At 62.7% G+C, this 25,184-nt stretch carries 14 protein-coding genes; 10 read left to right on the top strand and 4 right to left on the bottom strand.

Going from position 1 to position 25,184, the window contains the following annotated elements:
- The first annotated feature begins 98 nt into the window (after positions 1 to 98).
- The 10 genes from hutI (at position 99) to AC1DLV_RS06115 (ending at position 19,658) form a co-directional block, all read left to right on the top strand.
- The gene (gene hutI, locus AC1DLV_RS06160) at positions 99 to 1,322 is read left to right on the top strand and encodes an imidazolonepropionase (protein WP_476798675.1); all 1,224 of its coding nucleotides are present in this window, start codon (positions 99 to 101) and stop codon (positions 1,320 to 1,322) included.
- The gene (gene hutH / locus AC1DLV_RS06155) at positions 1,319 to 2,863 is read left to right on the top strand and encodes a histidine ammonia-lyase (RefSeq protein WP_476798674.1); all 1,545 of its coding nucleotides are present in this window, start codon (positions 1,319 to 1,321) and stop codon (positions 2,861 to 2,863) included. The genes hutI and hutH overlap by 4 nt, the downstream gene beginning before the upstream one ends.
- On the top strand, positions 2,860 to 3,678 hold the full coding sequence (gene hutG, locus AC1DLV_RS06150) for an N-formylglutamate deformylase (RefSeq protein WP_476798673.1): 819 nt from the start codon (positions 2,860 to 2,862) through the stop codon (positions 3,676 to 3,678). Before hutH ends, hutG begins: the two co-directional genes overlap by 4 nt.
- Before the next feature lie 25 nt (positions 3,679 to 3,703).
- Entirely contained in the window at positions 3,704 to 5,380 is a 1,677-nt protein-coding gene (gene hutU, locus AC1DLV_RS06145; RefSeq protein ID WP_476836130.1) for a urocanate hydratase, read from the top strand.
- Positions 5,381 to 5,383: 3 nt separating this feature from the next.
- Entirely contained in the window at positions 5,384 to 5,947 is a 564-nt protein-coding gene (locus AC1DLV_RS06140; protein WP_476798671.1) for a HutD/Ves family protein, read from the top strand.
- Positions 5,948 to 6,061: 114 nt separating this feature from the next.
- Positions 6,062 to 6,634: an NADPH-dependent FMN reductase gene (locus tag AC1DLV_RS06135; RefSeq protein ID WP_476798670.1), complete on the top strand. Its 573-nt coding sequence runs from the start codon at positions 6,062 to 6,064 to the stop codon at positions 6,632 to 6,634.
- Between the two features lie 376 nt (positions 6,635 to 7,010).
- Positions 7,011 to 15,575, top strand: coding sequence for a GH36-type glycosyl hydrolase domain-containing protein (locus AC1DLV_RS06130; RefSeq protein ID WP_476798669.1), 8,565 nt, complete (start codon positions 7,011 to 7,013; stop codon positions 15,573 to 15,575).
- Between the two features lie 330 nt (positions 15,576 to 15,905).
- On the top strand, positions 15,906 to 17,672 hold the full coding sequence (locus tag AC1DLV_RS06125; RefSeq protein WP_476798668.1) for a glucan ABC transporter ATP-binding protein/ permease: 1,767 nt from the start codon (positions 15,906 to 15,908) through the stop codon (positions 17,670 to 17,672).
- A gap of 115 nt (positions 17,673 to 17,787) precedes the next feature.
- Complete coding sequence (locus AC1DLV_RS06120; protein ID WP_476798667.1) at positions 17,788 to 18,552, top strand: heme ABC transporter permease; 765 nt, start codon at positions 17,788 to 17,790, stop codon at positions 18,550 to 18,552.
- A gap of 29 nt (positions 18,553 to 18,581) precedes the next feature.
- Positions 18,582 to 19,658, top strand: coding sequence for an NAD(P)H-dependent flavin oxidoreductase (locus AC1DLV_RS06115; protein ID WP_476798666.1), 1,077 nt, complete (start codon positions 18,582 to 18,584; stop codon positions 19,656 to 19,658).
- 17 nt (positions 19,659 to 19,675) lie between these two features.
- Here the strand turns inward: AC1DLV_RS06115 and glpK are convergent, their stop codons facing one another.
- The 4 genes from glpK to AC1DLV_RS06095 form a co-directional block, all read right to left on the bottom strand.
- Positions 19,676 to 21,169 (bottom strand): glycerol kinase GlpK, encoded by a 1,494-nt coding sequence (gene glpK / locus AC1DLV_RS06110; RefSeq protein ID WP_476798665.1) that lies wholly within the window; start codon positions 21,167 to 21,169, stop codon positions 19,676 to 19,678.
- A 141-nt stretch (positions 21,170 to 21,310) separates the two neighbouring features.
- Entirely contained in the window at positions 21,311 to 21,607 is a 297-nt protein-coding gene (locus AC1DLV_RS06105) for an FAD-dependent oxidoreductase (RefSeq protein ID WP_476798664.1), read from the bottom strand.
- 236 nt (positions 21,608 to 21,843) lie between these two features.
- Positions 21,844 to 23,187, bottom strand: coding sequence for an ABC transporter ATP-binding protein (locus AC1DLV_RS06100; RefSeq protein ID WP_476798663.1), 1,344 nt, complete (start codon positions 23,185 to 23,187; stop codon positions 21,844 to 21,846).
- Between the two features lie 14 nt (positions 23,188 to 23,201).
- Entirely contained in the window at positions 23,202 to 24,935 is a 1,734-nt protein-coding gene (locus AC1DLV_RS06095; RefSeq protein WP_476798662.1) for an ABC transporter permease, read from the bottom strand.
- Positions 24,936 to 25,184: the final 249 nt, after the last annotated feature.

Below are 25,184 nucleotides of genomic sequence, written 5' to 3'. Positions count from 1 at the left end.
CATAATCTCCCCACCTCTTTTGCGCGCCACACGATAGCACTTGCATCGCGTTTTGATATGTATATACATAACAGCAGGTGGAGGAAACGAAAAAGATCATGGCTGGAGAGCAATCAGCAGCACGGGTCTGGCGCAATGCACGGCTGGCCACGCTTGCCGAAGGATTGGCTGGTCTTGGCGTTGTCGAGCATGGCGCGGTCGCCGCGCGCGACGGCCGCATCGTTTTTGTTGGCCCCGAAGCCGATCTGCCTTCGGGCTTTAACAACGGTGTCGAGATCATAGATTGCCAGGGCCGTTGGATCACGCCAGGCCTGATCGACTGCCACACCCATCTGGTTCATGCCGGCAACCGCGCCAACGAGTTCGAGATGCGCCTTGCGGGCGCCACCTATGAAGAGGTGGCGCGGGCAGGGGGCGGCATCGTCTCGTCGGTCAAGGCGCTGCGCGCCGCAAGCGAGTCCGAGCTCGTGGCGCAGACCTTGCCGCGGCTCGATGCGCTGATCGCCGAAGGCGTGACCACTGTCGAGGTCAAGTCGGGCTATGGGCTCGACCTGGAGAACGAAGCCAAGTCGCTGCGTGCCGCCAGGCAACTTGCTGAGCTGCGGCCGGTGACGGTGCGCACGACTTTTCTGGGCGCACATGCTTTGCCGCCGGAAGCCAATGGCGACAAGGATGCCTATATCGGCCTCGTTTGCGGGCCGATGCTCGACAAGATCGCGGCTGAAGGCCTCGCCGATGCCGTAGACGGGTTCTGCGAAGGTATTGCCTTCTCGCCTGCGGAGATGTCGCGCGTCTTCGATGCCGCCAAGGCCAAGGGCCTGCCCGTCAAGCTCCACGCCGACCAGTTGTCCAATCTTGGCGGCGCAGCGCTTGCCGCGAGCTATGGCGCGTTGTCGGCCGATCATCTCGAATATACCGACGAGGCGGGTGCCGCCGCCATGGCCAAGGCCGGTACGGTTGCTGTCATCCTGCCTGGCGCCTTTTATTTCATCCGCGAGACCAAAAAACCGCCGGTGGCGCTGTTCCGAGAGCACGGCGTGAAAATGGCGGTCGCCACCGACAACAACCCCGGCACATCGCCACTGACTTCGCTGCTTTTGACCATGAACATGGCAGCGACGCTGTTTGCTATGACGGTCGAGGAGTGCATCGCCGGTGTCACCCGCGAGGCCGCGCGTGCGCTCGGCTTGCTGCCCGAAACCGGCACGCTTGTAACAGGAAAATGGGCCGACCTTGCCATCTGGGACATCGAAAGCCCGGCCGAACTTGTCTATCGCATGGGGTTCAACCCGCTCCATGCCCGTATCTGGAGAGGGAAATGACAACGCTTGTGTTGAACCCGGGCAATGCCACGCTTGCCGACTGGCGCGCAATCTATCGCGGCGCGGTTCCCGAACTCGACGCGGCCTGCCGGCCGAAGATCAAGGCCAGCGCTGAGACCGTGGCGCGGATCGTTGCCAAGGGCGAGCCGGTCTACGGCATCAATACCGGCTTTGGTAAGCTCGCCAGCGTGCGTATCCCGACGGGCGATCTCGAAACGCTGCAACGTAACATCGTGCTGAGCCACGCCGCGGGCGTCGGCGAGCCGATGCCGGTGGCTGTGGCGCGGCTGATGATGGCGCTCAAACTCGCGAGCCTGGCGCAGGGTGCCTCGGGCGTGCGGCCCGAGACGATCGACCTTCTGCAGGCGATGCTCGCCAGGGACGTCATCCCGATGGTCCCGGCGCAAGGCTCTGTGGGCGCATCGGGCGATCTGGCCCCGTTGTCGCACATGACGGCAACGATGATCGGCGTTGGCGATTGCCATACCCCGCATGGCATCGTGCCAGCCAAGGTGGCCTTCGTCACGCATGGGCTCAAGCCGATCACGCTGGGCGCCAAGGAAGGCCTGGCGCTGCTCAACGGCACACAGTTCTCGACCGCTTATGCGCTGGCTGCCCTGTTCGAGGCGGAAGTGCTCTATCAGTCGGCACTCGTCACCGGTGCGCTGTCGACTGATGCGGCCAAGGGCTCGGACGCGCCTTTCGATCCGCGCATCCACGTGTTGAGGAAGCATCGCGGCCAGATCGAAACCGCGGACGCTTTGCGCAATTTGATGGCCGGCAGCGCCATTCGCGAGAGCCACCGTGTCGGCGACGAGCGCGTGCAGGATCCGTATTGCCTGCGCTGCCAGCCCCAGGTGATGGGGGCAGCGCTTACCTTGCTGCGCCAGGCCGCCGATACGCTCGGTACCGAAGCGAACGGTGTCACCGACAACCCGCTTATCTTCACTGAGGACGATACAGCACTTTCGGGCGGCAATTTTCACGCTGAGCCAGTGGCCTTCGCCGCTGACATGATCGCTTTGGCCGTTTGCGAGATCGGTTCGTTGTCCGAGCGCCGCATCGCCATGCTTGTCGACCCGGCACTGTCCGGCATGCCGGCGTTCCTGACGCCAAAGCCGGGGCTGAATTCCGGCTTCATGATCCCACAGGTGACCGCTGCGGCACTGGTCTCGGAAAACAAGCAGAAGGCTTATCCGGCATCAGTCGATTCGATCCCGACCTCGGCCAACCAGGAGGATCACGTCTCCATGGCCGCCCACGGCGCGCGCCGCCTGCTGTCGATGATCGAAAATGCCTGTGGCGTGGTTGGCATCGAATTGCTTGCGGCAGCACAGGGCTGCGATTTCCACGCTCCGATGGCGTCGAGCGACGCATTGGAAGCGGTGCGCAAGGTCGTCCGCGCGCAGGTTCCGCATCTCGACGACGACCGCCATTTCCATCCTGATATGGAAAAGGCGATTGCCCTGGTGCGCAGCGGCGCGATCGTCAAGGCGATTGCCGGTGTTGGCTTGCCGCAGATATCGGGAGCCCAGGCATGAGCGACACGCCCTGGCTTACGACTATCCGTGGCAATTCACCTTTGCTGGTGAGCTTGCCGCACACCGGGACCGATCTTGTCGGCCTCGACGACCGTTTCGTGTCGCCTTGGCTGGCACGGCGCGACACCGACTGGTGGATCGATCAGCTCTATGCTTTCGCAGAAGATCTCGGCGCAACCATTGTGCGCACCACGGTTTCGCGCTCGATCATCGACGTCAACCGTGACCCTTCAGGTGTTTCGCTCTATCCTGGCCAGACGACGACCGAGCTTTGCCCGACCGTCACCTTCGATGGCGACCCGCTCTATAAAGCAGGGCAGGAGCCGGATGCGGATGAGATTTCCAGGCGGCGTGCCGCCTATTTCGATCCTTATCACGCCACGCTTGAAAGCGAGATCGCGCGCCTCAGGACCTTGCATCCGAAGATCGTGATCTACGATTGCCATTCGATCCGCTCGGTGCTGCCGCGCCTGTTTGAAGGCCGGCTGCCGGTCTTCAATCTCGGCACCAATGACGGCAAGAGCACCGATCCGGTGTTGCAAGAGAAAGTCGCTGCGATCATCGCGGCGACCGGACGCCCGTGGGTGGTCAATGGTCGCTTCAAGGGCGGCTGGATCACCCGTCATCACGCCAATCCCGCCAACGGCATCCATGGGTTGCAGATGGAGATCGCCAATCGCGGTTACCTGCTCGAGCCCGAAGGCAAGGGCGAGCCGTCGAACTGGCCGGTGCGCTACGACGCCGATTTCGCCGCCCCTATCAGGGCGACGCTGACGGACATCCTCAAAACTGCGCTCGCTTGGGCGGGCAGCTGACACCCACTCCAAGGGAGGTTTTTGCATGACCCAACATACCCGCATCGACAATGCCCGCGTCATCCGCGCCGCCACCGGCACCGAGCTGACGGCCAAGAGCTGGCTCACCGAAGCACCGCTGCGCATGCTGATGAACAATCTCGACCCGATGGTCGCCGAAAAGCCGGGCGAGCTTGTCGTTTATGGCGGCATCGGCCGGGCTGCGCGCGATTGGGAGAGCTTTGACCGTATCGTCGGCGCCCTGCGCAAGTTGGAAAGCGACGAGACGTTGCTCGTCCAGTCGGGCAAGCCGGTGGGTGTGTTCCGCACCCACAAGGATGCGCCGCGCGTCTTGCTCGCCAATTCCAACCTGGTGCCGCATTGGGCCAATTGGGACCATTTCAACGAACTCGATAAGAAGGGTCTGATGATGTACGGCCAGATGACGGCCGGCTCCTGGATCTACATCGGCAGCCAGGGCATCGTTCAGGGCACCTACGAAACCTTCGTCGAGATGGGCCGCCAGCATTATGGCGGTGACCTTTCCGGCCGCTGGATCCTGACCGCCGGCTTGGGCGGCATGGGTGGCGCGCAGCCGCTCGCCGCCACCATGGCCGGTGCGTCCTGCCTCGCCGTCGAGTGCCAGGCAAGCCGCATCGAGATGCGGCTGAAGACCGGCTACGTCGACGTGCAGGCCGAGGACCTCGATGAAGCGCTCGCAATCATCGCCAAGGCCGGCAAGGACAAAAAAGCGATTTCGGTTGCGCTGCTCGGCAATGCCGCCGATGTCTTCCCCGAATTGGTCAAGCGCGGTGTTCGCCCGGACGCTGTCACCGACCAGACCTCGGCGCATGATCCGGTCAACGGCTACCTGCCTCAGGGCTGGACCGTGGCGCAGTGGGAGGAAAAGCGCGAGCGTGACCCTAAGGCTGTCGAAAAGGCGGCTCGTGCCTCCATGGCGGTCCAGGTCCGCGCCATGCTCGACTTCCACAAGATGGGCGTGCCAACCGTCGATTACGGCAACAACATTCGCCAGATGGCGCTGGAAGAGGGCGTTGAAAACGCCTTCGATTTCCCCGGCTTCGTGCCAGCCTATATTAGGCCGCTGTTTTGCCGCGGTGTGGGCCCGTTCCGCTGGGCAGCACTGTCGGGCGATCCGGAGGACATCTACAAGACCGACGCCAAGGTGAAGGAGCTGACACCCGGCAACAAGCACCTGCACAACTGGCTCGACATGGCGGCCAAGCGCATCCATTTCCAGGGCCTGCCGGCGCGCATCTGCTGGGTCGGTCTCGGCGATCGTCACCGGCTCGGTCTTGCCTTCAACGAGATGGTCGCCAATGGCGAGCTGAAAGCGCCCGTCGTCATCGGCCGTGACCACCTCGACTCGGGCTCGGTCGCTTCACCCAATCGCGAGACCGAAGCGATGAAGGACGGCTCTGATGCGGTATCCGACTGGCCGTTGCTGAATGCGCTGCTCAACACCGCATCGGGCGCCACATGGGTGTCGCTGCACCATGGCGGCGGCGTCGGCATGGGCTTCTCGCAGCATTCGGGCATGGTCATCGTTGCGGACGGTACGGATGATGCGGCGCGGCGTCTCGAACGTGTGCTGTGGAACGACCCTGCAACCGGCGTGATGCGTCATGCAGACGCCGGCTACGACATCGCCGTCGACTGCGCCAAGCAGCACGGCCTCGATCTGCCGGGTATTCTGGGCTGAACCATGCGCATCATTCGTCATGCCGACCGCCGCCCGATGCCGTGGAAGAACGGCGGTGGCGTGACGACCGAAATCATGGCCTGGCCACCCAAGGCCGGGCTCGACAGTTTCGATTGGCGCATCTCGATGGCGCAGGTGGCGTCCGGCGGGCCATTCTCCGTTTTTGCCGGCATTGACCGAACACTGACGGTTCTTGCTGGCTCTATGCGCCTAGCCGCAACTGATGCGTCGTCGGTCGAACTCACGCCGCAGTCGCGGCCTTATGCGTTTCCCGGCGATGTGAGCACCGGCGCCACCTTGATCGATGGCCCCGTCCTCGATTTCAACGTCATGACCCGACGTGGCCGCTTCAGCCATGTGGTCGCGCGGCTGGAGTTTTCCGAGCCGACCGAAATCGCTTTAGGCGAGGGCGCAAATCTGGTCTTCCTGGCTTCGGGCTCGGCGCGCATCGGCCACGAGACGCTTTCAGCTTTGGACACGCTGCATCTCTACGACGGGCCGTCGATCCTGAGCATCGAACCGAGCGAGCCCGTGACGCTTCTGCACGTCGTCATTCGCAACCATTGACCGAGCAATCTCCAAAATCGTCGTGACATCCTGATGGAACTGGCCAACTATCCCCGTGGGGACGGGTAGGTCAGGCCGCCGATGGTTGTCGTGCGGCGTAATGGAGAATGTGCCATGGACACCTACAAGGTCGGCTATTTGGTCGGCAGCCTTGCTGTCGGCTCGATCAACCGTAAGCTCGCCAAGGCTCTGGTCAGGCTCGCGCCGAAACATCTCCACATGGAGGAGATCCCGTTTCGGGACCTGCCGCTCTACAGCTATGATTATGACGCTGATTTTCCGCCGCCCGCCCGCGCCTTCAAGAAGGCGCTGGCCAGCGTCGATGCTGTTTTGTTCGTTACACCCGAATATAACCGCTCCATCCCCGGCGGCCTGAAGAATGCCATCGATTGGGCGAGCAGGCCCTATGGCAGCAATTCTTTCACCCGCAAACCATCGGCCGTCATCGGGGCGTCGCCGGGTGCGATCGGCACAGCGGTGGCCCAGCAAAGCCTGCGCAGCGTGCTCAGTTTCTGCAATTCGCCGCAGATGAACGCGCCCGAAGCCTACATCCAGTTCAAGCCCGGCCTGATCACCGACGATGGCGAGGTGACCAATGACGAAACCGCTGAGTTCCTGAAGGAATACATGGTCAAATTCCATCAGTTTGTCGTCAGGGTCTACACTGTGTTGCCGCGAGGCGGGTGACTGGCGCAGCGAGCCTTTCATGGCGGAGACACGCGCCGTCGAAAGGATACTGGGAAGACGTCAGGATGCAGATTCGGCTTCGCACAAGCCAACACGAAGCCCTTTGACGGACGCTGCCTGAAACATGGCCAAATTTCAGCAATCAAAACACGAAAAAGCCCGAATCCTTGCGTTCCGATCTTTGCCCGGCACTGCTATGAGACGCGTGGCGGCGTGGGCGCCGACGCTGCCATATTTTCCACTTAATGGCGGTGCGAGAGCGATCTATCGACCTGTTGTGTTGCGATGCAACCAATTCTTGTTTGAAACGGTTTATGCGACAGGTCCGCGACGTCGACAGGCGCCGCGGACTTTCTGTCAAACGGAAATGCTGTAGATGAATATTCAGACTGACCTGCGCCGGATCAAAGATGTAGTGCCCAGCTTCCCGGCTGTCGCGGAACAGCCGATCAGGGCCACAGTGCTGCATGAGGACCGCCTCAGGGCGACGGGTGAAAGCCTGGCGCGCAAGGAGCTCCGCTCGTATTTTGGTCTCGAAGCATTCGACTTCCACGCCCGCATCCGCGAGAGCGCCAAAAAGATCCTGCAGGTCTATCGCGACACCAATGCCGCGCAGGGCAGGGGCGAACCGATCACGCCCGCCGCGCAATGGCTGCTCGACAACAACTATCTGGTCGAAGAGACCATTTATCAGGTCAAGCGCGACCTGCCGCGCAAATTCTATCGCGAATTGCCGACGATCGAACTCACCGAGGGACAGCGGGTGCCACGCGCGCTCGCCATCGCCTGGGTCTATGTCGCCCATTCCGACAGCACCGTGTCGGCGCAGATGTTCAAGGCTGTAGTCGAGGGCTACCAGTCCGTCGAACCGCTGCATATCGGCGAGCTTTGGGCGCTTCCGTCACTTCTGCGTTTCGTTTTGGTCGAAAACCTGCGGCGCATCGCCGTGCGGGTCAACCGCGCGCGCGAGATGCGCGCCATCGCCAACGACGTCGCCGACCGCTTGCAGAGCGTGCAGGAACAGGACGACGGTCTTGCGTTGCTGAAGGCCTATGCCGTCCATGCCCGCGACACGACCTTTGCCACGCAGTTGCTCTATCGCTTGCGTGACGGCTCGCAAAACGCCGGCAAGGCATTGATCTGGCTCGAAGACGAGCTTGAGAAGTCGGGCAGCGACGCCGAAGAAATCATCATCGGCGAACACCACACGCTGTCGAGCGGCAACGTTACCACCGGCAATATTATTCGTGGCCTTCGTCTCATCGACGACCAGGATTGGACCGTCTGGTTCGAAGATGTCAGCCGTGTCGACATGCTCTTGCGCGAACGCACCAATTTTGCCGCGCTCGATTTTGCTTCGCGCGACCAGTATCGCACTGCGATCGAAGAACTGGCCCGTCACTCCAACCTGTCCGAATTTCAGGTTGCCGAGCGTGCGACCGATTTCGCCCACACCGAAAGGCCTGCCCCGGCCGAGCATCGCGACGGCTTGCAAAAAGAGTGCTCCGATGTCGGCTTCTTCCTTGTCGGCCCGCGCCGGCAGGAGCTGGAGGAGGCGATCGGCTATCGCCCGACCATCGGGCGTCTGATCAATCGTGCGTTTCGCAAGACCAACTGGGTGGGCATAGCTCTCCCGGTCTTTGCCCTGACGGTGCTGCTGCTTTTCCTGGCGGGTAATGCGCTTGCCGCTCTCGGTTTGCCGAGCATGACGACAGCAGCGATCGTGCTGATGTTGACGCTGTTTGCAGTGCCGGCGAGCGAAGGCGCGCTCGCCTTCTTCAACACCATCGTGCTCAAGTTCCTCGAGCCGACCCGCCTTATCGGCTACGAATTCAAGGACGGCGTGCCTGCGGAAGCCCGCACGCTTGTCGTGGTGCCATCGCTGATCGGCTCGCGCGACGATGTAGAAGAGAATATCCGCAACATCGAGGTGCATTATCTCGCCAACATGTCGGGCGAAATTCACTTTGCGGTACTGTCGGACTGGCCCGACAGCCAGGCGGAGATTTCGGTCAGCGACCGTGAGATTTATGACTACGCGCGCCGCGAAATCGCCAAGCTGAATCAGCGCTATCCAAGCGAAGGCGCAGCGCGCTTCTACCTGCTGCACCGCCGCCGGCTCTACAACCCGGCGCAGGGCTGCTGGATGGGCTGGGAACGCAAGCGTGGCAAGCTGCACGAGCTGAATCTGCTGCTGCGCGGCGACGGCGACACCACCTTCATGCCGACCGACACGCCGCTGCCCGATAACGTCGTTCACGTCATGACGCTCGACGCCGATACGCGCATGACGCGCGGCGTGGTGACCAAGCTGGTCGGCAAGATGTGCCATCCGCTCAATCGCCCTGAGTTCGACGTCGAAAAGCGCCTGGTGACGGCTGGCTATGCGATCTTGCAGCCGCGCGTGACGCCGTCGCTGACGACTGGCGACGAAGCCTCGTTCTTCCAGCGCGTGTTTTCGGCCCACCGTGGCCTCGATCCCTATGTATTTGCCGTTTCCGACCTCTATCAGGACGTCTTCGGCGAAGGCACCTTCACCGGCAAGGGCCTGTACCATGTCGATGCGATGGAAGCGGCCCTCAAGGGACGCATCGCCGAAAACACCGTGCTTTCCCACGATCTGCTCGAAGGCGCGCTCGCCCGCTCGGCGCTGGTGACCGATGTCGAGGTGGTCGAGGATTATCCGACCCGCTATTCGGTCGACGCTTCGCGCCAGCATCGCTGGGCGCGCGGCGACTGGCAGCTGCTCGGCTTCATCTTTGATCCGAAGTCGGGTGTGCCGGCACTGTCGCGCTGGAAGATGGTCGACAATCTCCGTCGCTCGCTGACCCCGATCTTCTGGGTCATGGCTGCGATTGCCGGATGGACTTTGTTGCCGTTCACCCAGGCCGCGCAGTGGCAGGCGCTGTTGATCCTCACCCTGTTCATGGCGCCGACCTTCGATATCATCGACGCCATCCTGCCCAAGAACCGGGATGCCACGCCGCGTGGCCATTTCAGCGCGCTCGCCCGCGACCTGGCATTCGGCACGGCGATGGTGGCGCTGAAGATCGTGTTGATGGCGCATCTCGCCTGGATGATGGGCGACGCCATTATCCGCACGCTCTACCGCTTGTTCGTCAGCCGCAAGAACCTTCTGGAGTGGCGCACCGCCTCGCAGGCCCACAAGTCGGGCGACAACGATCTCGCCGCCTATTACCGCATGATGTATGGCGCGGTGATCATCGCCCTTATCGGCCTGGTATTGCCGGTGATGACGGATTCGACCGGAGCTTTCGTCGCGTTCGCCTTTGCCATCTTCTGGGCCGGCTCGCCGGCGTTCGCCTGCCTGATCAGCCGCTCGGCCGAGACCGAAGACCGGCTGCATGTCGCACCATGGGATGTGCACATGCTACGCACGGTGGCGCGCCGCACCTGGCACTATTTCGAAACTTTCGTGACGCCTGAGCAGAACCATCTGCCGCCGGACAATTTCCAGGAAAACCCCACAGGCGTCATCGCCACCCGCACCTCGCCAACCAATATCGGCGTCTATCTCCTGTCGGTTGTTTCGGCCCGCGATTTCGGCTGGATCAGCCTTGCCGACGCTGTTGCCCGCATCGATGCCACGGTTTCGACCATCGAGAAAATGGAGCGTTACCGGGGCCACCTCTACAATTGGTATGACACCACGAGCCTGAGGCCGCTTTACCCGCTCTATGTTTCGAGCGTCGACAGCGGCAATCTCGCCGGCCATCTTGTGGCGGTCGCTGCCGCCTGTGCGGAATGGGCGGAGGCACCGTCGGTCCATCTGCAGGGCGACTTCGACGGCATTCTCGACATTGTTTCGATCATCGAGGAGAGCGTCGCCGAACTGCCTGACGATCGCAGGCAGCTGAGGCCGTTGCGCCAGAGGCTCATTGACCGCATCGACGGCATGCGCCGGGCGGTGGAAACCATCAAGTCGCAGCCTGAAATGGCGTCGATCCGCACCATCAATCTGGCGGTGCTGTCAGGTGAAATCCGCAAGCTCGCGGGCGCCATCCACGCCGAGGCCACCTCGACAAAGAGCGAAGCCTTGGCCGATTGGGCAAGGACGCTCGAAGTCACCTGTGAGGCGCATGTGCACGACGCCCACAGCGACGACCAGACCGTTACCGCCTTGCGGACCAAGCTGGTGGAGTTGCGCGAGCGAACCCGCAAGTTCGCCTTCGAGATGAATTTCTCGTTCCTGATGCGCAACGAGCGCAAGCTCCTGTCCATCGGCTACCGCGTCGAGGAGCACCAGCTCGATGAAAGCTGCTATGACTTGCTTGCCTCCGAGGCGCGGCTGACCAGCCTGTTTGGCATCGCCAAGGGTGACATCCCGACCGAGCATTGGTTCAGGCTTGGCCGGCCGATCGTCGAGATCGGCTTCCAGGGCGCGCTTATGTCGTGGTCGGGCTCGATGTTCGAGTATCTGATGCCGCCGCTGGTGATGAAGGAACCGCAAGGCGGCATCCTCAACCAGACCAACAAGCTGATCATCCGCCGGCAGATCCAGTACGGTCGCTCGAAGGGCGTGCCGTGGGGCATTTCCGAAGCCGCCTACAATGGCCGCGACCGTGAGCTGACGTATCAGTACACCAACTTCGGCGTGCCGGGGCTTGGCCTCAAGCGTGGCCTTGGCCAGAACACGGTCATCGCGCCCTATGCGACGGTGCTGGCAGCCCAGTTCATGCCGAGCGAGGCGACCGCCAACCTCAGGCGGTTGCGCAAGCTCGGCGCGCTAGGCCGCTACGGCTACTACGATGCCGTCGACTACACGCCGCAGCGCGTGCCGGAAGGCACCGACCATGCGGTCGTCTACAATTACATGGCTCACCATCAGGGCATGTCGATCGTATCGATCGCCAACGCCATCTTCGAAGGGCGCATGCGCGACCGCTTCCACAGCGATCCCGTGATCGAGGCAGCCGAACTTCTGTTGCAGGAAAAGGCACCGCGCGACATTCCCGTCGCCACCGTCCGCACCGAAGTGGCCGAGCACACCAAGGACGAGACGGCCGATCACAGCGCCGACACGCGCATTGTGCTCAATCCGATGCGCGCGCTGCGCTCGACCAATCTGATGTCGAACGGCCGCTATTCGGTGATGGTGACCGCCACCGGCTCCGGCTACAGCCGCTGGAACGACATGGCGATCACGCGCTGGCAACCTGATCCCACCGAGGATCGACTGGGCACCTACCTGTTCCTGCGCGATATCGACACCGGTGACTGGTGGTCCGCGACGGCCGAGCCAAAGCGTGCCACCGGCGAGCAGACCCAGACGGTCTTCTCCGACGACAAGGCGAGCTTCATCAAGACCGTGGGCTCGCTGCGCAGCGAGGTCGAATGCATCGTCGTCTCCGAAGGCAATGGCGAAGCCCGCAAGGTCACCATCTGGAACGACGCAGCCGTTGACCGCCACATCGAGGTGACCTCCTTCGCCGAGCTGGTGCTCGCACCCGAAGCCAATGACAACGCGCATCCAGCGTTCTCGAAGATGTTCGTCGAGACCGAAATCACCCACAACGGCAGCGCCATCCTGGCGACCCGCCGCACGCGGGCAGCCAACGAGCCATCGGTGGTGGCAGCACATTTCGTCACCGACCAGTCGGGTTTCGTGCGCGACACCGAAGCCGAAACCGACCGACGCGCCTTCATCGGCCGCGGCCGCACCATCGCCGATGCGGCGGCTTTCGATCCCGGCGCCAAGCTTTCGGGCAGCGCCGGCTTCACGCTCGATCCTGTGGCAGCCCTTCGCCGGCGTGTCCGCGTGCCGGCCAACAAGAAAGTGTCGCTGACCTTCTGGACGATCGTCGGTTCGACCCGCGAGGAAGTCGAAGAGACGGTCGCCCGGCTTGACCACCCCGAGGGCTTCCCGCGCCAGGCGATGCTGTCTTGGACGCGCTCGCAGGTGCAGACCAGGCATCTTGGCCTTAATCTCACCGACGCCGCCAATGTGCAGAAGCTGGCACGCTACCTGATCTATCCCGATCCGTTCCTGCGCCTGTCGGCGGATGCCATCGCTTCCGGTCTTGGCCGGCAGTCGGCACTATGGCCGATGGCGATCTCTGGCGATTTCCCCATCCTGGCGATCAGGATCGGCGATATCGCCGACATCGAGATTATCGCCCAGGTGCTCCGGTTCCAGGAATATATGCGGGCACGCGGCCTTGTCGCCGACCTCGTCATCGTCAACGAGCAGGCGTCTTCCTACGTGCAGGACCTGCAGCAGGCGATCGAGGCACTTTGCGAGAACAGCCGCCTGCGCGGCAAGGAGCTCGGACCTCGCCAGCACATCTTCGCTGTGCGCCGCGACCTGATGGACGAGGCGTCGTACCGCACGCTGCTGGCTGTCGCCCGTGTGTGCCTGCACACCCGCAACGGCACTATCTTCGACCAGATAGAGCGGGCCGAGGCCGCAGCGCTTCAGGCGCGCGACGCGCTCATGGCTGCCCAGGCTACCGACAGGCCTGACACGGCGGCGCTTCAAACGTCGCCTGCACGTAGCGCCCGCAAGAGCGTCGGCGACGGGCTGGAATATTGGAACGGCTTCGGCGGCTTTGACGCTGGCGGGCGCGACTATGTCGTGCGCCTCAATGGAGCCCGCGCCACGCCGCAGCCTTGGATCAACGTCATTGCCAATGCGGGCTTCGGTTTCCACAGCTCGGCCGAGGGTGCTGCCTTTACCTGGAGCCGCAACAGCCGCGACTACCAGCTGACGCCATGGTCGAATGACCCGGTGACCAACCGTCCGGGCGAGGCGATCTACATCTTCGATCGTGCCAGCGGGCGGACATATTCGCCGATTGCAGCTGTCGCCCGCGACGCGGGCGCAACCTATGAGGCCCGCCACGGCCAGGGTTTCTCGACCTTCAGCTCCAAGCGTGGCACGCTGTCCACCGAACTGACCCATCTTGTCGACCCGAACGACCCGGTTCGCATCTCGCGCCTGCGTATTGAGAATAGCGGCGCTGTGCCGGCAAAACTCAAGGTCTATGCCTATGTCGAGTGGGTGCTCGGCAATAGCCGGGCCAAGACCGCGCCCAATATCGTCTCCTCGCTCGACACAGCAACCGGGGCGCTGTTGGCTCGCAACACCTACGGGCTTGATTTCGGCGAGCGCGTTGCCTTCATGGCGATGGATGGCAAGGCCAGTTCGGTCACCTCCGATCGCCATGAATTCATCGGCTCAGGCGGAACGGTCGAGGCGCCACGCGCAGTTACGCTCGGCGTCGAGCTGACAGGCCGCGTCGAGGCAGGCGTTGATCCATGTGCGGCGATATCAAGGGACATCGAGGTGCCCGCGGGTGGTTCTGTCACGCTGCTCTGGTTGCTCGGAGACGCCGGCTCGGACGAAGAGGCGAGCACGCTTGTAACCCGCCATCTCAAGGTCGATTTCGACCAGAGGCTGGCTGAGAACGAACGCAATTGGCGCTCTTTCCTGGGCACGATCGAGGTCGAGACGCCCGACAAGGCGCTCGACGCAATGGTCAACAACTGGCTGCCCTATCAGAGCCTTGCCTGCCGCATCCGTGCGCGCTCAGCCTTCTATCAGGCAAGCGGCGCATTTGGCTTCCGCGACCAGTTGCAGGACACGCTAGCGCTGCTGATGCATGACGCAGGCCTCGCCCGCGAGCAGATCCTGACTGCGGCTGGCCGGCAGTTCGCCGAAGGCGATGTCCAGCATTGGTGGCTGCCGCGCACCGGCGCGGGCGTGCGCACGATGATCTCTGACGATGTCGTGTGGCTGGCGAGTGCTGCCGCGCGCTACGTTTCGGTGACCGGAGATACAGCGATCCTGGGCGAGCAACTGCCTTTCATCGAAGGCCAGGCGCTCAATCCGGGCGAGCACGATGCGTTCTTCACGCCGGAAGCGTCGAAGAAGAAGGTCTCGCTCTACGAGCATTGCGCGCGTGCGCTCGACATTGCGATCAAGCGGACGGCCAAAAACGGCCTGCCGCTGATCCTTGGGGGCGATTGGAACGACGGCATGAATCGTGTCGGCGAAGAGGGCAAGGGCGACAGTGTCTGGCTTGGCTGGTTCCTGCTGAGAACCCTGGGCGAATTCGCCCCCTTGGCCAAGGCCGAGGGCGATTCCAAGCGTGCCAACGCCTGGGACAAGCACGCCAATGCCTTGAAGCGGGCGCTTGAGAATGCCGCCTGGGATGGCGAATGGTATCGTCGCGGCAGCTTCGATGACGGCACCCCTCTTGGTTCGCGAAATTCCGACGAATGCAAGATCGACTCGATCGCGCAATCGTGGAGCGTGATTTCGGGCGAGGGCGACCCAGCCCGCTCGCAGACCGCCATGGCGCAGGCGACAAAAATGCTGGTCGACGACGAGCTGCAGCTCATCAAGCTGTTTACGCCGCCTTTCTCGGAGACCGAAAAAGATCCGGGTTACATCAAGGCCTATCCACCCGGTGTGCGCGAGAATGGCGGTCAGTACACCCATGCCGCGACGTGGTTTGTCATTGCTTTGGCGGAAATGGGGCAGGTCGACGAGGCCTACCGCTGCTTCTCCATGCTCAACCCCGTCAACCATGCGCTCGACGAGAAGGCAGCCGAGACCTATCGGGTAGAGCCCTATGTCGTGGCGGCAGATGTCTATGCCGATGCCTCCAAGGCAGGGCGCGGCGGCTGGACCTGGTACACCGGTTCGGCCGGCTGGCTCTATCGCGCGGCCGTCGAAAGCATCCTCGGCATCTCCCAGCGCGGCAATCGGCTGGTGGTTTCGCCAGCTATTCCCAAGCATTGGGAAGGCTATTCGGCCACGCTTCGTTTGGGCGGCGCCGTCTACAGGTTGCGGGTGGTGAGGGACAAAGCCGCTAAAGCTGTGAAAGCCGAAGTCGATGGCGTGAAGGGCAAGGACGCGTCCTTTGCCATGCGCGACAGCGGCGAGGTCGAAGTAATAATCCGCATTCCGGCCTAGCCAGCCGTGCGACAAGGATGATTGGAGCGCCGCGCGTCAACACGACGGGCGGCGCTCTTTTTCATTCAATCAGCAAATCGGGCTTGCCTTTTTTTGCGTCAATGCGCTAGTCCGCGATCTTCGTCATCATTTCGCCGCAACGATGCCTTTTTTACGTTAGTTCTCAATTCCTTATCGGATCACACCAGATTACGGGCCGTTGAAATGTGTTGGTCGATTTTTTTGAACCCAACGGCTATCTGCGCATTGTCTTGCGGACCTGAGGTCGCTATCTGTCGGCCATGGTGCAGTGCACAATAAAGGGACGAACGGGACTCAAGGGGTACCAAAGTGTCGTTGCTTGAAGTCTATTGGAGAGCCCTGCGTTATCTTGCCGCAGACGGCAAGAAGGTCGGGTTGATTTGCGCTGCCAACATTGTGTTGGCAATCGTCACTATTGCTGAGCCTATCCTGTTCGGGCGTATCATCGATGCCATCGCCGGGAAGACAGAAGTCGTGCCGACCATGGCGCTATGGGCGAGCTTCGGCGCGTTCAATATCGTCGCCTTCGTGCTGGTGGCGCGCGGCGCCGACCGCCTCGCTCATGCGCGGCGCGGCGAGGTGCTTTGCCAGTCGTTCGAACGCGTCATCACCATGCCGCTAGCCTGGCATCAGCAGAGCGGCACGTCGCATTCGCTGCACACCTTGCTGCGTGCGATCGAAGCACTGTTCAGCCTGTGGCTCGAATTCATGCGCACGCATCTGTCGACGGCGGTGGCGCTGGTGCTGCTTGTCCCGACTGCGTTTTCGCTCGACGCCCGCATGTCGCTGGTGCTGATGGTTCTGGGCGTGCTTTATATCGCTATCGGCCGGCTCGTCATGCGCAAGACCAAGGAAGGTCAGGCCTCGGTCGAGCGCCACTACCACAAGGTCTTTTCCCACGTCTCGGATTCGGTCAGCAACGTCGCGGTGCTGCAGAGCTACAACCGTGTCGGCCAGGAAACCGAAGCCCTTCGCGGCTATGTGAAGGCGCTGATCGCGACGCAGAACCCGGTCCTCGACTGGTGGGCTTTGGCTTCGGCCATGCACCGGCTGGCCTCGACCATCTCGATGATGGTCGTGCTGCTGATCGGCGCGTATCTCGTCAGCAAGGACCAGTTGCGCATTGGCGACATCGTTGCCTTCACCGGCTTCGCCGCTTTGCTGATCAGCAGGCTCGACCAGGTTTCCAACTTCGCCAACCAGATCTTCGATGCGCGTTCGAAGCTAGAAGAGTTTTATCGCCTTGAGGACTCCGCGGGCGATGATCGCGAGCCAGAAGGTTTGCGCGAGCTGGAAAATGTCACCGGTCACGTGCGCTTCGAGAATGTCAGCTTCGAGTTCCCGAATTCGGGGCAGGGCGTCACCGACGTTTCTTTCGAAGTCAGCGCCGGCCAGACGGTCGCCATCGTTGGCCCGACGGGTGCGGGCAAGACCACGCTGATCAACCTGTTGCAGCGGGTCCACACGCCGCACCAGGGCCGCATTCTCATCGATGGTATCGATACGCGCACGGTGACCAAGAAGTCGCTGCGCCATTCGATCGCCACCGTGTTCCAGGACGCCGGCATGCTTAACCGCTCGATCGAGGCCAACATCCGCGTCGGCCGCGCCGGCGCGAGTTATGAGGAAGTGCATGCTGCTGCAAGTGCGGCGGCCGCGCAGGACTTCATCTTGTCGAAGAGCGAAGGCTACGACACCAATGTCGGCGAGCGCGGCGGACAGCTGTCCGGTGGCGAGCGCCAGCGTATCGCGATTGCCCGCGCCATCCTCAAGAGCGCGCCGATCCTGGTTCTCGACGAGGCGACGAGCGCGCTCGACGTCGAGACCGAGAACAGGGTCAAGGACGCCATCGACATGCTGCGCGACGGCCGCACGACCTTCATCATTGCGCACCGACTGAGCACTGTCCGCGACGCGGATCTTGTCGTGTTCATGGATCGTGGCCATGTCGTTGAGATGGGTGGCTTCGCCGAGCTTTCGGCTCGCAACGGGCGTTTTGCCTCGCTGCTGCGCGCCGGTGGCCTGCTCAACGATGAGGAAGTCCGCCGCGTCACCCACGTCGAGGCTGCGGCCTGACGGTTGTTGGCCTGATGCAAGATTTGGAACGGGGCGCTTCGGCGCCCCGTTTGCATTGTCGCCCGCGACGTCGGAACCGATTGCGAAGAAAACCTGCCAGGGCTATTTAGCGTCCATGACACAGACGACCTCGCAAGCCTGGCGTTTCAGCGACCTCGCCAATCCGACCCGCTTCATCGCGCTGGTGGACAAGATCGTGCCCTGGCTTGCCGGGGCGTCGGCATTGGTGCTGGCAGCCGGGCTCTATCTCGGCTTTGCAGCGCCCGAGGATTTCCAGCAGGGCAGCACCGTCCGCATCATGTACATCCACGTGCCTTTCGCCTGGCTCTCCATGATGTGCTATTCGGTGATGGCGATAGCAGCGCTTGGAACGCTTGTCTGGCGCCATCCGCTCGCCGACGTCGCGCTGAAGTCGGCGGCACCGGTTGGCGCCGTGTTCACCGCGCTTGCACTGCTCACCGGTTCGATCTGGGGCAAGCCGATGTGGGGCACATGGTGGGTGTGGGACGCCCGGCTGACCTCGGTCTTCGTCCTTTTCCTGATGTATCTCGGCATCATCGCCCTGACCCGCGCACTCGACGATCCGGCACGTTCGGCCCGGGCGGCAGCGGTCATCACGCTTGTCGGCTTCATCAACATCCCGATCATCAAGTTTTCAGTCGAGTGGTGGAACACGCTGCATCAGCCGGCTTCCGTGTTCCGTCTCGGCGGCCCGACGATCGACCCAAGCATGCTGTGGCCCCTGATGACGATGGCGCTTGGCTTTACCCTTTTGTTCTTCACTCTGCATCTTATGGCGATGCGCACCGAGATCTGGCGCCGCCGCGTCATCGCCATGCGCCAGATTGCAGCGCGCAGGGCCGAGCGCCAGCAGGCCTGACTGCCCTGATGTAAAACAAGGAAGACTCCATGTGGCCCGATCGTCGAATTCTTGATCTTCTGGGCCTCGAACTTCCGATCCTTCAGGCTCCGATGGCGGGGCCTGTCGATTCCGAGATGGTGATTGCCGTTTCGGAGGCGGGCGGGCTTGGTGGCTTGCCCTGTGCGCTGATGTCGCCGGAAAAGGCGCGCACGGAACTCGGCATCATCCGCCAGCGCACCGCGCGGCCGATCAACGTCAATTTCTTCTGCCACAAGCAGCCTGAGGAAGATCCCGCGCGCGAAGCTGCCTGGAAGCGCCGTCTCCAACCTTTCTATGTCGAGCTGGGGCTCGATCCGGCAACGCCTGCGCCGCGCTCGGCACGCGCGCCTTTCGACGCCGAGTTCTGCGAGATCGTCGAGGAGTTTCGGCCAGAGGTGGTGAGCTTCCATTTCGGCCTGCCCGACGCCGCATTGCTCGACCGTGTCAAAGCGATCGGCGCCAAGGTCTTGTCTTCGGCAACGACCGCCGACGAAGCGGTGTGGCTGGAGCAGAGGGGCTGTGACGCCATCATCGCCCAGGGGGCCGAGGCCGGCGGCCACCGTGGCATCTTTTTGACTGACGATGTCGCCAACCAGCCCGGCACATTTGCACTGGTGCCGCAGGTTGTCGATGCGGTGCGCGTCCCGGTCATCGCAGCTGGCGGCATTGCCGACGCGCGTGGCATCGTCGCCGCCTTCGCGCTTGGTGCGTCAGCTGTGCAGATCGGCACGGCATATCTGTTCTGCCCGGAAGCGAAGATCGCTGCTCCCCACAAGGTCGCCCTGCGTACAGCGAAGGACGACCACACGGCACTGACCAATGTCTTCACCGGCCGCCCTGCGCGCGGCATCGTCAACCGCGTCATGCGCGAAGTTGGTCCGATGTCGGATCTGGCGCCCGCGTTCCCGCTCGCCGGCGGCGCGATGGCTCCGCTCAGGGCGAAGTCGGAGCCGCAGGGTTCTGGCGATTTCATGTCGTTGTGGTCGGGACAGGCGGCACGCTTGGGCCGCGAAATGCCTGCAGCCGAGCTGACGCGTGCGCTCGCTGACGAAGCACAGGCGCTACTTGTGAAGTTTGCCAGATAGAACTACCCGATTTGGTGCTACTTCGGCGTCAGCGTGCGCCGCACGGCATCGTGCCACCCTTTCAGCTTGGCCGTGCGCAGCTTTGGCTCCATTTGAGGCGTGAACTGGCGGTCGAGCGCCCAGGCCTTGGAGAATTCCTTGGCCTTCGGCCAGACGCCGGCGTGAGAGCCGGCCAGCCATGCAGCACCAAGGGCGGTGGTTTCGAGCACTGTCGGCCTGTCGACAGGCGCATCCAGGATGTCGGCGAGGCGCTGCATTGTCCAGTCGGAGGCGACCATACCGCCGTCGACGCGCAGCACCGTCTTGCCGTTCCTGGTTTTCCAATCCTTCTTCATCGCGTCGAGCAGGTCGCGGGTCTGGTAGGCGACCGATTCCAGCGCCGCCCGTGCGAACTCCTCAGGGCCTGTATTGCGTGTGAGCCCATAGATCGCGCCGCGCGCGTCGGCGTCCCAATGCGGCGCGCCGAGACCGACGAAGGCCGGCACGAGATAGACGCTTTGCGTGTCGTCGGCATTTGCCGCCAGCTCGCCGCTATGCTCGGCCTTGCCGATCACCTTGATGCCGTCGCGCAGCCATTGCACTGCAGCCCCGGCAACGAAGATCGAGCCTTCCAGCGCATAGGTCGTCTTGCCGTCGAGCCGGTAGGCGATGGTGGTCAACAGCCGGTTCTTGGAGCGCACGATGTCGCTGCCAGTGTTGAGGATGGCAAAGCAGCCGGTGCCATAGGTGGATTTCATCATGCCCGGCTCGAAACAGGCCTGGCCGATGGTCGCCGCCTGCTGGTCGCCGGCAACGCCCAGGATCGGGATTTCGGCGCCGAACAACGATGTGTCGGTGACGCCGAAGTCGGCGGCGCAATCCTTGACCTCCGGCAGCATGGCGGCGGGAATACGCAGGAGGTCGAGCAATTCGGCGTCCCAGGCATTCTCCTCAATGTTGTAGACCAGCGTGCGCGAGGCGTTGGTGGCGTCGGTTGCGTGCACCTTGCCGCCGGTCAGACGCCAGATCAGGAACGAGTCGATCGTGCCAGCGAGCAACTCGCCGCGCTCGGCCCGCTTGCGCGCACCCTTCACATGATCGAGCAGCCAGGCGATCTTGGTGCCGGAGAAATAGGGATCGAGCAGCAGGCCGGTCTTCTTGGTGAAGCGCGGCTCCAGACCTTGTTCCTTGAGCTTGGCGCAGAGCGACGCTGTCCGCCGATCCTGCCAGACGATGGCGTTATGGATAGGCCTGCCGGTCGCTTTGTCCCAGATGACGACCGTTTCGCGCTGGTTGGTGATGCCGATCGCCGAAATGTCGCCAGCGGTCTTTCCTGCCTTTTCGAGTGCGATCTTGCAGGTAGAAACAACGCTATCCCAGATTTCCTCCGGGTCGTGTTCGACCCAGCCGGAGGCGGGGAAATGCTGGGTGAATTCCTTCTGGCCCAAGCCGGCGAGCTTCATCGCCGCATCGAAAACAATCGCCCTGCTGGATGTCGTGCCCTGATCTATCGCCAGAATAAAGCCGCTCATTTTCCCTCTCCTACTGCACGAAGGGGAGGCGGTATGGCGCCGTCTCCCCTCACAAATCGACGCCGGGCGATATTGTGCTCGGCAGTTTAATAGCCGTCGGCAAGATTGGCAGCTAGGCGGCAGCGTTGCCGGCTCTCGTGCCTATGCCTTGAGAAATTCATCGAGTGACGCGGCCTGCTCCTGGCCGAGCTTGAAACCGCGTTTGGTACGCCGCCACAAAATGTCTTCTGCCGTCACCGCCCATTCATGGTCGACGAGGTAGCGCACCTCCGCCGCGTAGAGGTCGGCGCCGAAATTGGTCGAATATGACCACGTGCCGCTGGCGAGATCGTTCATTTCGGCGAGGCAGACCGAGTAACCCCGCCCGACCGCATCGCGGGCGATGCCGCAGCCATTGATACCGCTGCCGATGACGAAGATGTCATGTATGTCGGGCATGTTCACGCCTTCGTCGTCTTTTCGCACTGCAGCAAGTGCAGCTTCTGCAAAGCTCGATTTGGATTATTTCGAACGACAAATGAATGTCAAACGAAATTGAGGCGATACGGGCTCGGTTTGGCGCTTTGGCGAGGACGTGGGATTCGTAAGCAACAACGGGGTGCCGGGAGCGCCGCCTCATCAACTGATGCTGACGAAGTGGCCCTCCCGCTGGTCGATTTGCGGTTAGCCTGCGCTCAGGCTGGGTTCTCCAGATTGAACTGGCCGCTATGCTCGTCATAGCCGAACAACTCGGCATAACGGCCCCAGGAGATCGCTGCCCTCAGGGTTGCCTCGGCGCTCTCTTCCGACATGTGGTCTTCGAGTTCTTCCGAAAAGCGCGTGAACGGTGCGCGATGGCTCGGTCGCTCGTCGAGTACACGCCGGATCAGGGCGGCGAGCGGCACGTAAGCGACGAGATGCTCGGCGAACAGCCGCTTGCGGGCATCGACTTCGGAATCGACGAACCGCCGCCCGAATTCGCTCAACTGGACGTCGCCTTCGGCCATCTCGGCGAAACGCAGCAGTTGCAGGGTCTCGGCGATCGGAAAGAGCTCGTCCACCTCCATCTGCAGCGTTGCGGCGAGATCCGGCAAGTCAGCCTTGCCGCCATAGGCGGGTGCGGCAAGCGCCTCCATCAGACCGGACAGCAGGTTGGTCGAAACGCGCGGCAGCACCATGCCGATGCCTGTGCCGGCAAACCCTTCATTGGCCCGCTTTTCGGCCTTTTCGGTCGGCGTGCGCTGGGTCATGCGCGCATAGATGTCGTCGACGAGCTGACGGAAAGCGGGATTGTCGCGGTTGCGCGGATGCGGCAGGTCGATCTTGATCTCGGTCGCGACCCGTCCGGGGTTCGACGAAAAGATCAGGATCCGGTCGCACATCAGCACCGCCTCTTCGATGTTGTGCGTCACCATCAGGATCGATTTGATCGGCAGGCGTCCTTCGATCCACAGATCGATGAGGTCGGTGCGCAGCGTCTCGGCGGTGAGAACGTCGAGTGCGGAAAAGGGCTCATCCATCAGCATCAGGCGCGGGTGGACCACCAGTGCGCGGGCAAAGCCGACACGCTGGCGCATGCCGCCGGACAGCTCCTTGGGGTAAGCGCTTTCGAAACCATCGAGGCCGATCAGGTCGATGGCTTCGATGGCGCGGCGCCGGCGCTCCGGTGCCGGTGTGCCCAGCGCCTCGAGGCCGATCTCGACATTCTCAAGCACGGTGAGCCAGGGGAACAGGGCAAAGCTCTGGAACACCATGGAGATGCCTTCGCAGGGTCCGATCACGGGCTTGCCGCACCAGCTGACGTTGCCGCTGGTTGCGGTGACGAGGCCCGATAACACGCGCAGCAGCGTCGACTTGCCCGAACCGGAGCGGCCGAGCAGCCCGACGATCTCGCCTTCTCGGATCGACAGCGACACATTGTCGAGCACCACGAGTTCGGCATTGTCGCCCTTGGGATAGACCATGCGCACGCCGGAGATATCGACCAGCGGCGCCGTGACGAGGTTGGAATGGGTATTGGTGAGTTCGAGCAGGGTCATGGAATATCCTTTCCTCAATCGAGGCGGAGACGCTTGGCGGAGAAGGCATAAAGCGGACGCCACACCAGCCGGTTGAACAGGATGACAAACAGCGACATCACGGCGATGCCGAGCACGATGCGCGGGTAGTCGCCGGCGGCAGTCGCCTCGGCGATATAGGCACCAAGGCCGTTGGCCCGCAGCGTGGTGCTGCCCCAGCTTGCCACTTCGGCGACGATGGAGGCGTTCCACGAACCGCCGCTCGCGGTGATCGCGCCGGTGACGTAGTACGGAAAAATCCCCGGCAGTATGACCTTGCGCCACCAGTACCAGCCTTTGATGCGGAACGTGGCCGCCGCTTCCTTGAGGTCGTTGGGAAAGGCGCTCGCCCCGGCAATCACATTGAACAGGATGTACCACTGGGTGCCGAGCACCATCAGCGGCGACAGCCAGATGTTTGGGTTGAGACCAAATTTGACGATCGCAACGACAGCGAATGGAAAGACGATGTTGGCGGGGAAGGCAGCCAGGAACTGCGCCAGCGGCTGTACCCGCTCGGCGACACGCGGCCTGAGGCCGATCCAGACGCCGATCGGCACCCAGATCAAGGTCGCGAGCGCCATCAGCACGATCACCCGCAGCATCGTCAGGGTGCCGAGCCACACGACCTCGCCGACTTCCGCCCAGGCCAGCTCGGTCGCGATGAAGCCGACGATCAGCCAGATCGTGTAGGCGGCTGCCCCAAGCACAAGCGCGAACCAGATACGATCGGCCCAGCGTGTCGACCAGAACGCGCCAACCTCGCCCGGTACGACAGGCAAGGCGAAGCGCTGGCGCGGCAGGGAGCCGAGCGCCCACCTCAATGGGGTGAGCAGGATCTGAAACAGCCGCGTCCGGCGCACCGCGACCAGCAGCCACGAATGCGGTGCCGTGCCGCTGGCCGTCTGCTCGACGCGGAACTTGTCGCCCCAGGCGACCAGGGGCCGAAACAGCAGCTGATCGTAGATCAAGATGACGATGAGCATGGCGATGACCGCCCAGCCGACCGCCGCGAGGTTTTGTTGCCCGATGGCAAGGGCCACGTAAGAGCCGATGCCGGGCAGGGTGATCGTGGTGTTGCCGACCGATATCGCTTCGGAGGCGACCACGAAGAACCAGCCGCCGGACATCGACATCATGGTGTTCCAGACGAGACCCGGCATCGAGTAGGGCACTTCGAGGCGCCAGAAGCGCTGCCAGCCGGAGAGCCGGAAGCTGCGCGATGCCTCGTCGAGGTCGGCGGGTACTGTCTTCAGCGACTGGTAGAAGCTGAAGGTCATGTTCCAGGCCTGGCTGGTGAAGATGGCGAAGATCGCCGCGAGCTCGACGCCGAGCACTCGGCCCGGAAACAGTGCCATGAAGCCAACGACAGTGAACGACAGGAAGCCCAGCACCGGCACCGACTGGAGGATGTCGAGCAAGGGGATAAGCACCATTTCGGCGCGGCGGCTTTTGGCTGCCAGCGCGCCATAGGCGAAGGTGAAGACGAGCGATGCGACGATCGCCGCCAGCATGCGCATGGTGGTGCGAAGCGCGTATTCCGGCAGCATTGCCGGATCGAGCGAGATGGGCGCCTGGTCAAGCGCTGCGAGTGGGGCGAGCGTGTCGCGCCCACCTTGGATGATGAGAATAAGCGTGCCGAAGAGCAGGCCGAAGGCCAGCGCATCCCAGAGATTTGGGACGTAGCGCCGCCGCCGGCCGGCCTCGAGGGCCGGATGATGCATGGTCATGGTCTGACAACCCGATTATCGAATAAAAGCAGGGCCGCGCCAAAGCGCGACCGGCGACTGCCGCGTGAGCAGCAGTGTCAGCGCCTTATTCGATCTCCACGGTCTGCAGACCTGAGAGCGGGTTGTCGGATGCGGAAGATGGGCGCCCGCATGGTTTCACCTCTTGTCCTGTGCCTGCCGGCGTGGACGAGGTGAACCGGACGCGGATGGTCAGGTTCGCGGCGTCGCAGCGAGCAGGCTGATGCTAGA

This window comes from Aminobacter sp. 01T433 (assembly GCF_056398585.1).
Note: the sequence above shows the minus strand (reverse complement) of the source record. Positions and strands in the feature narration are given on the sequence as shown.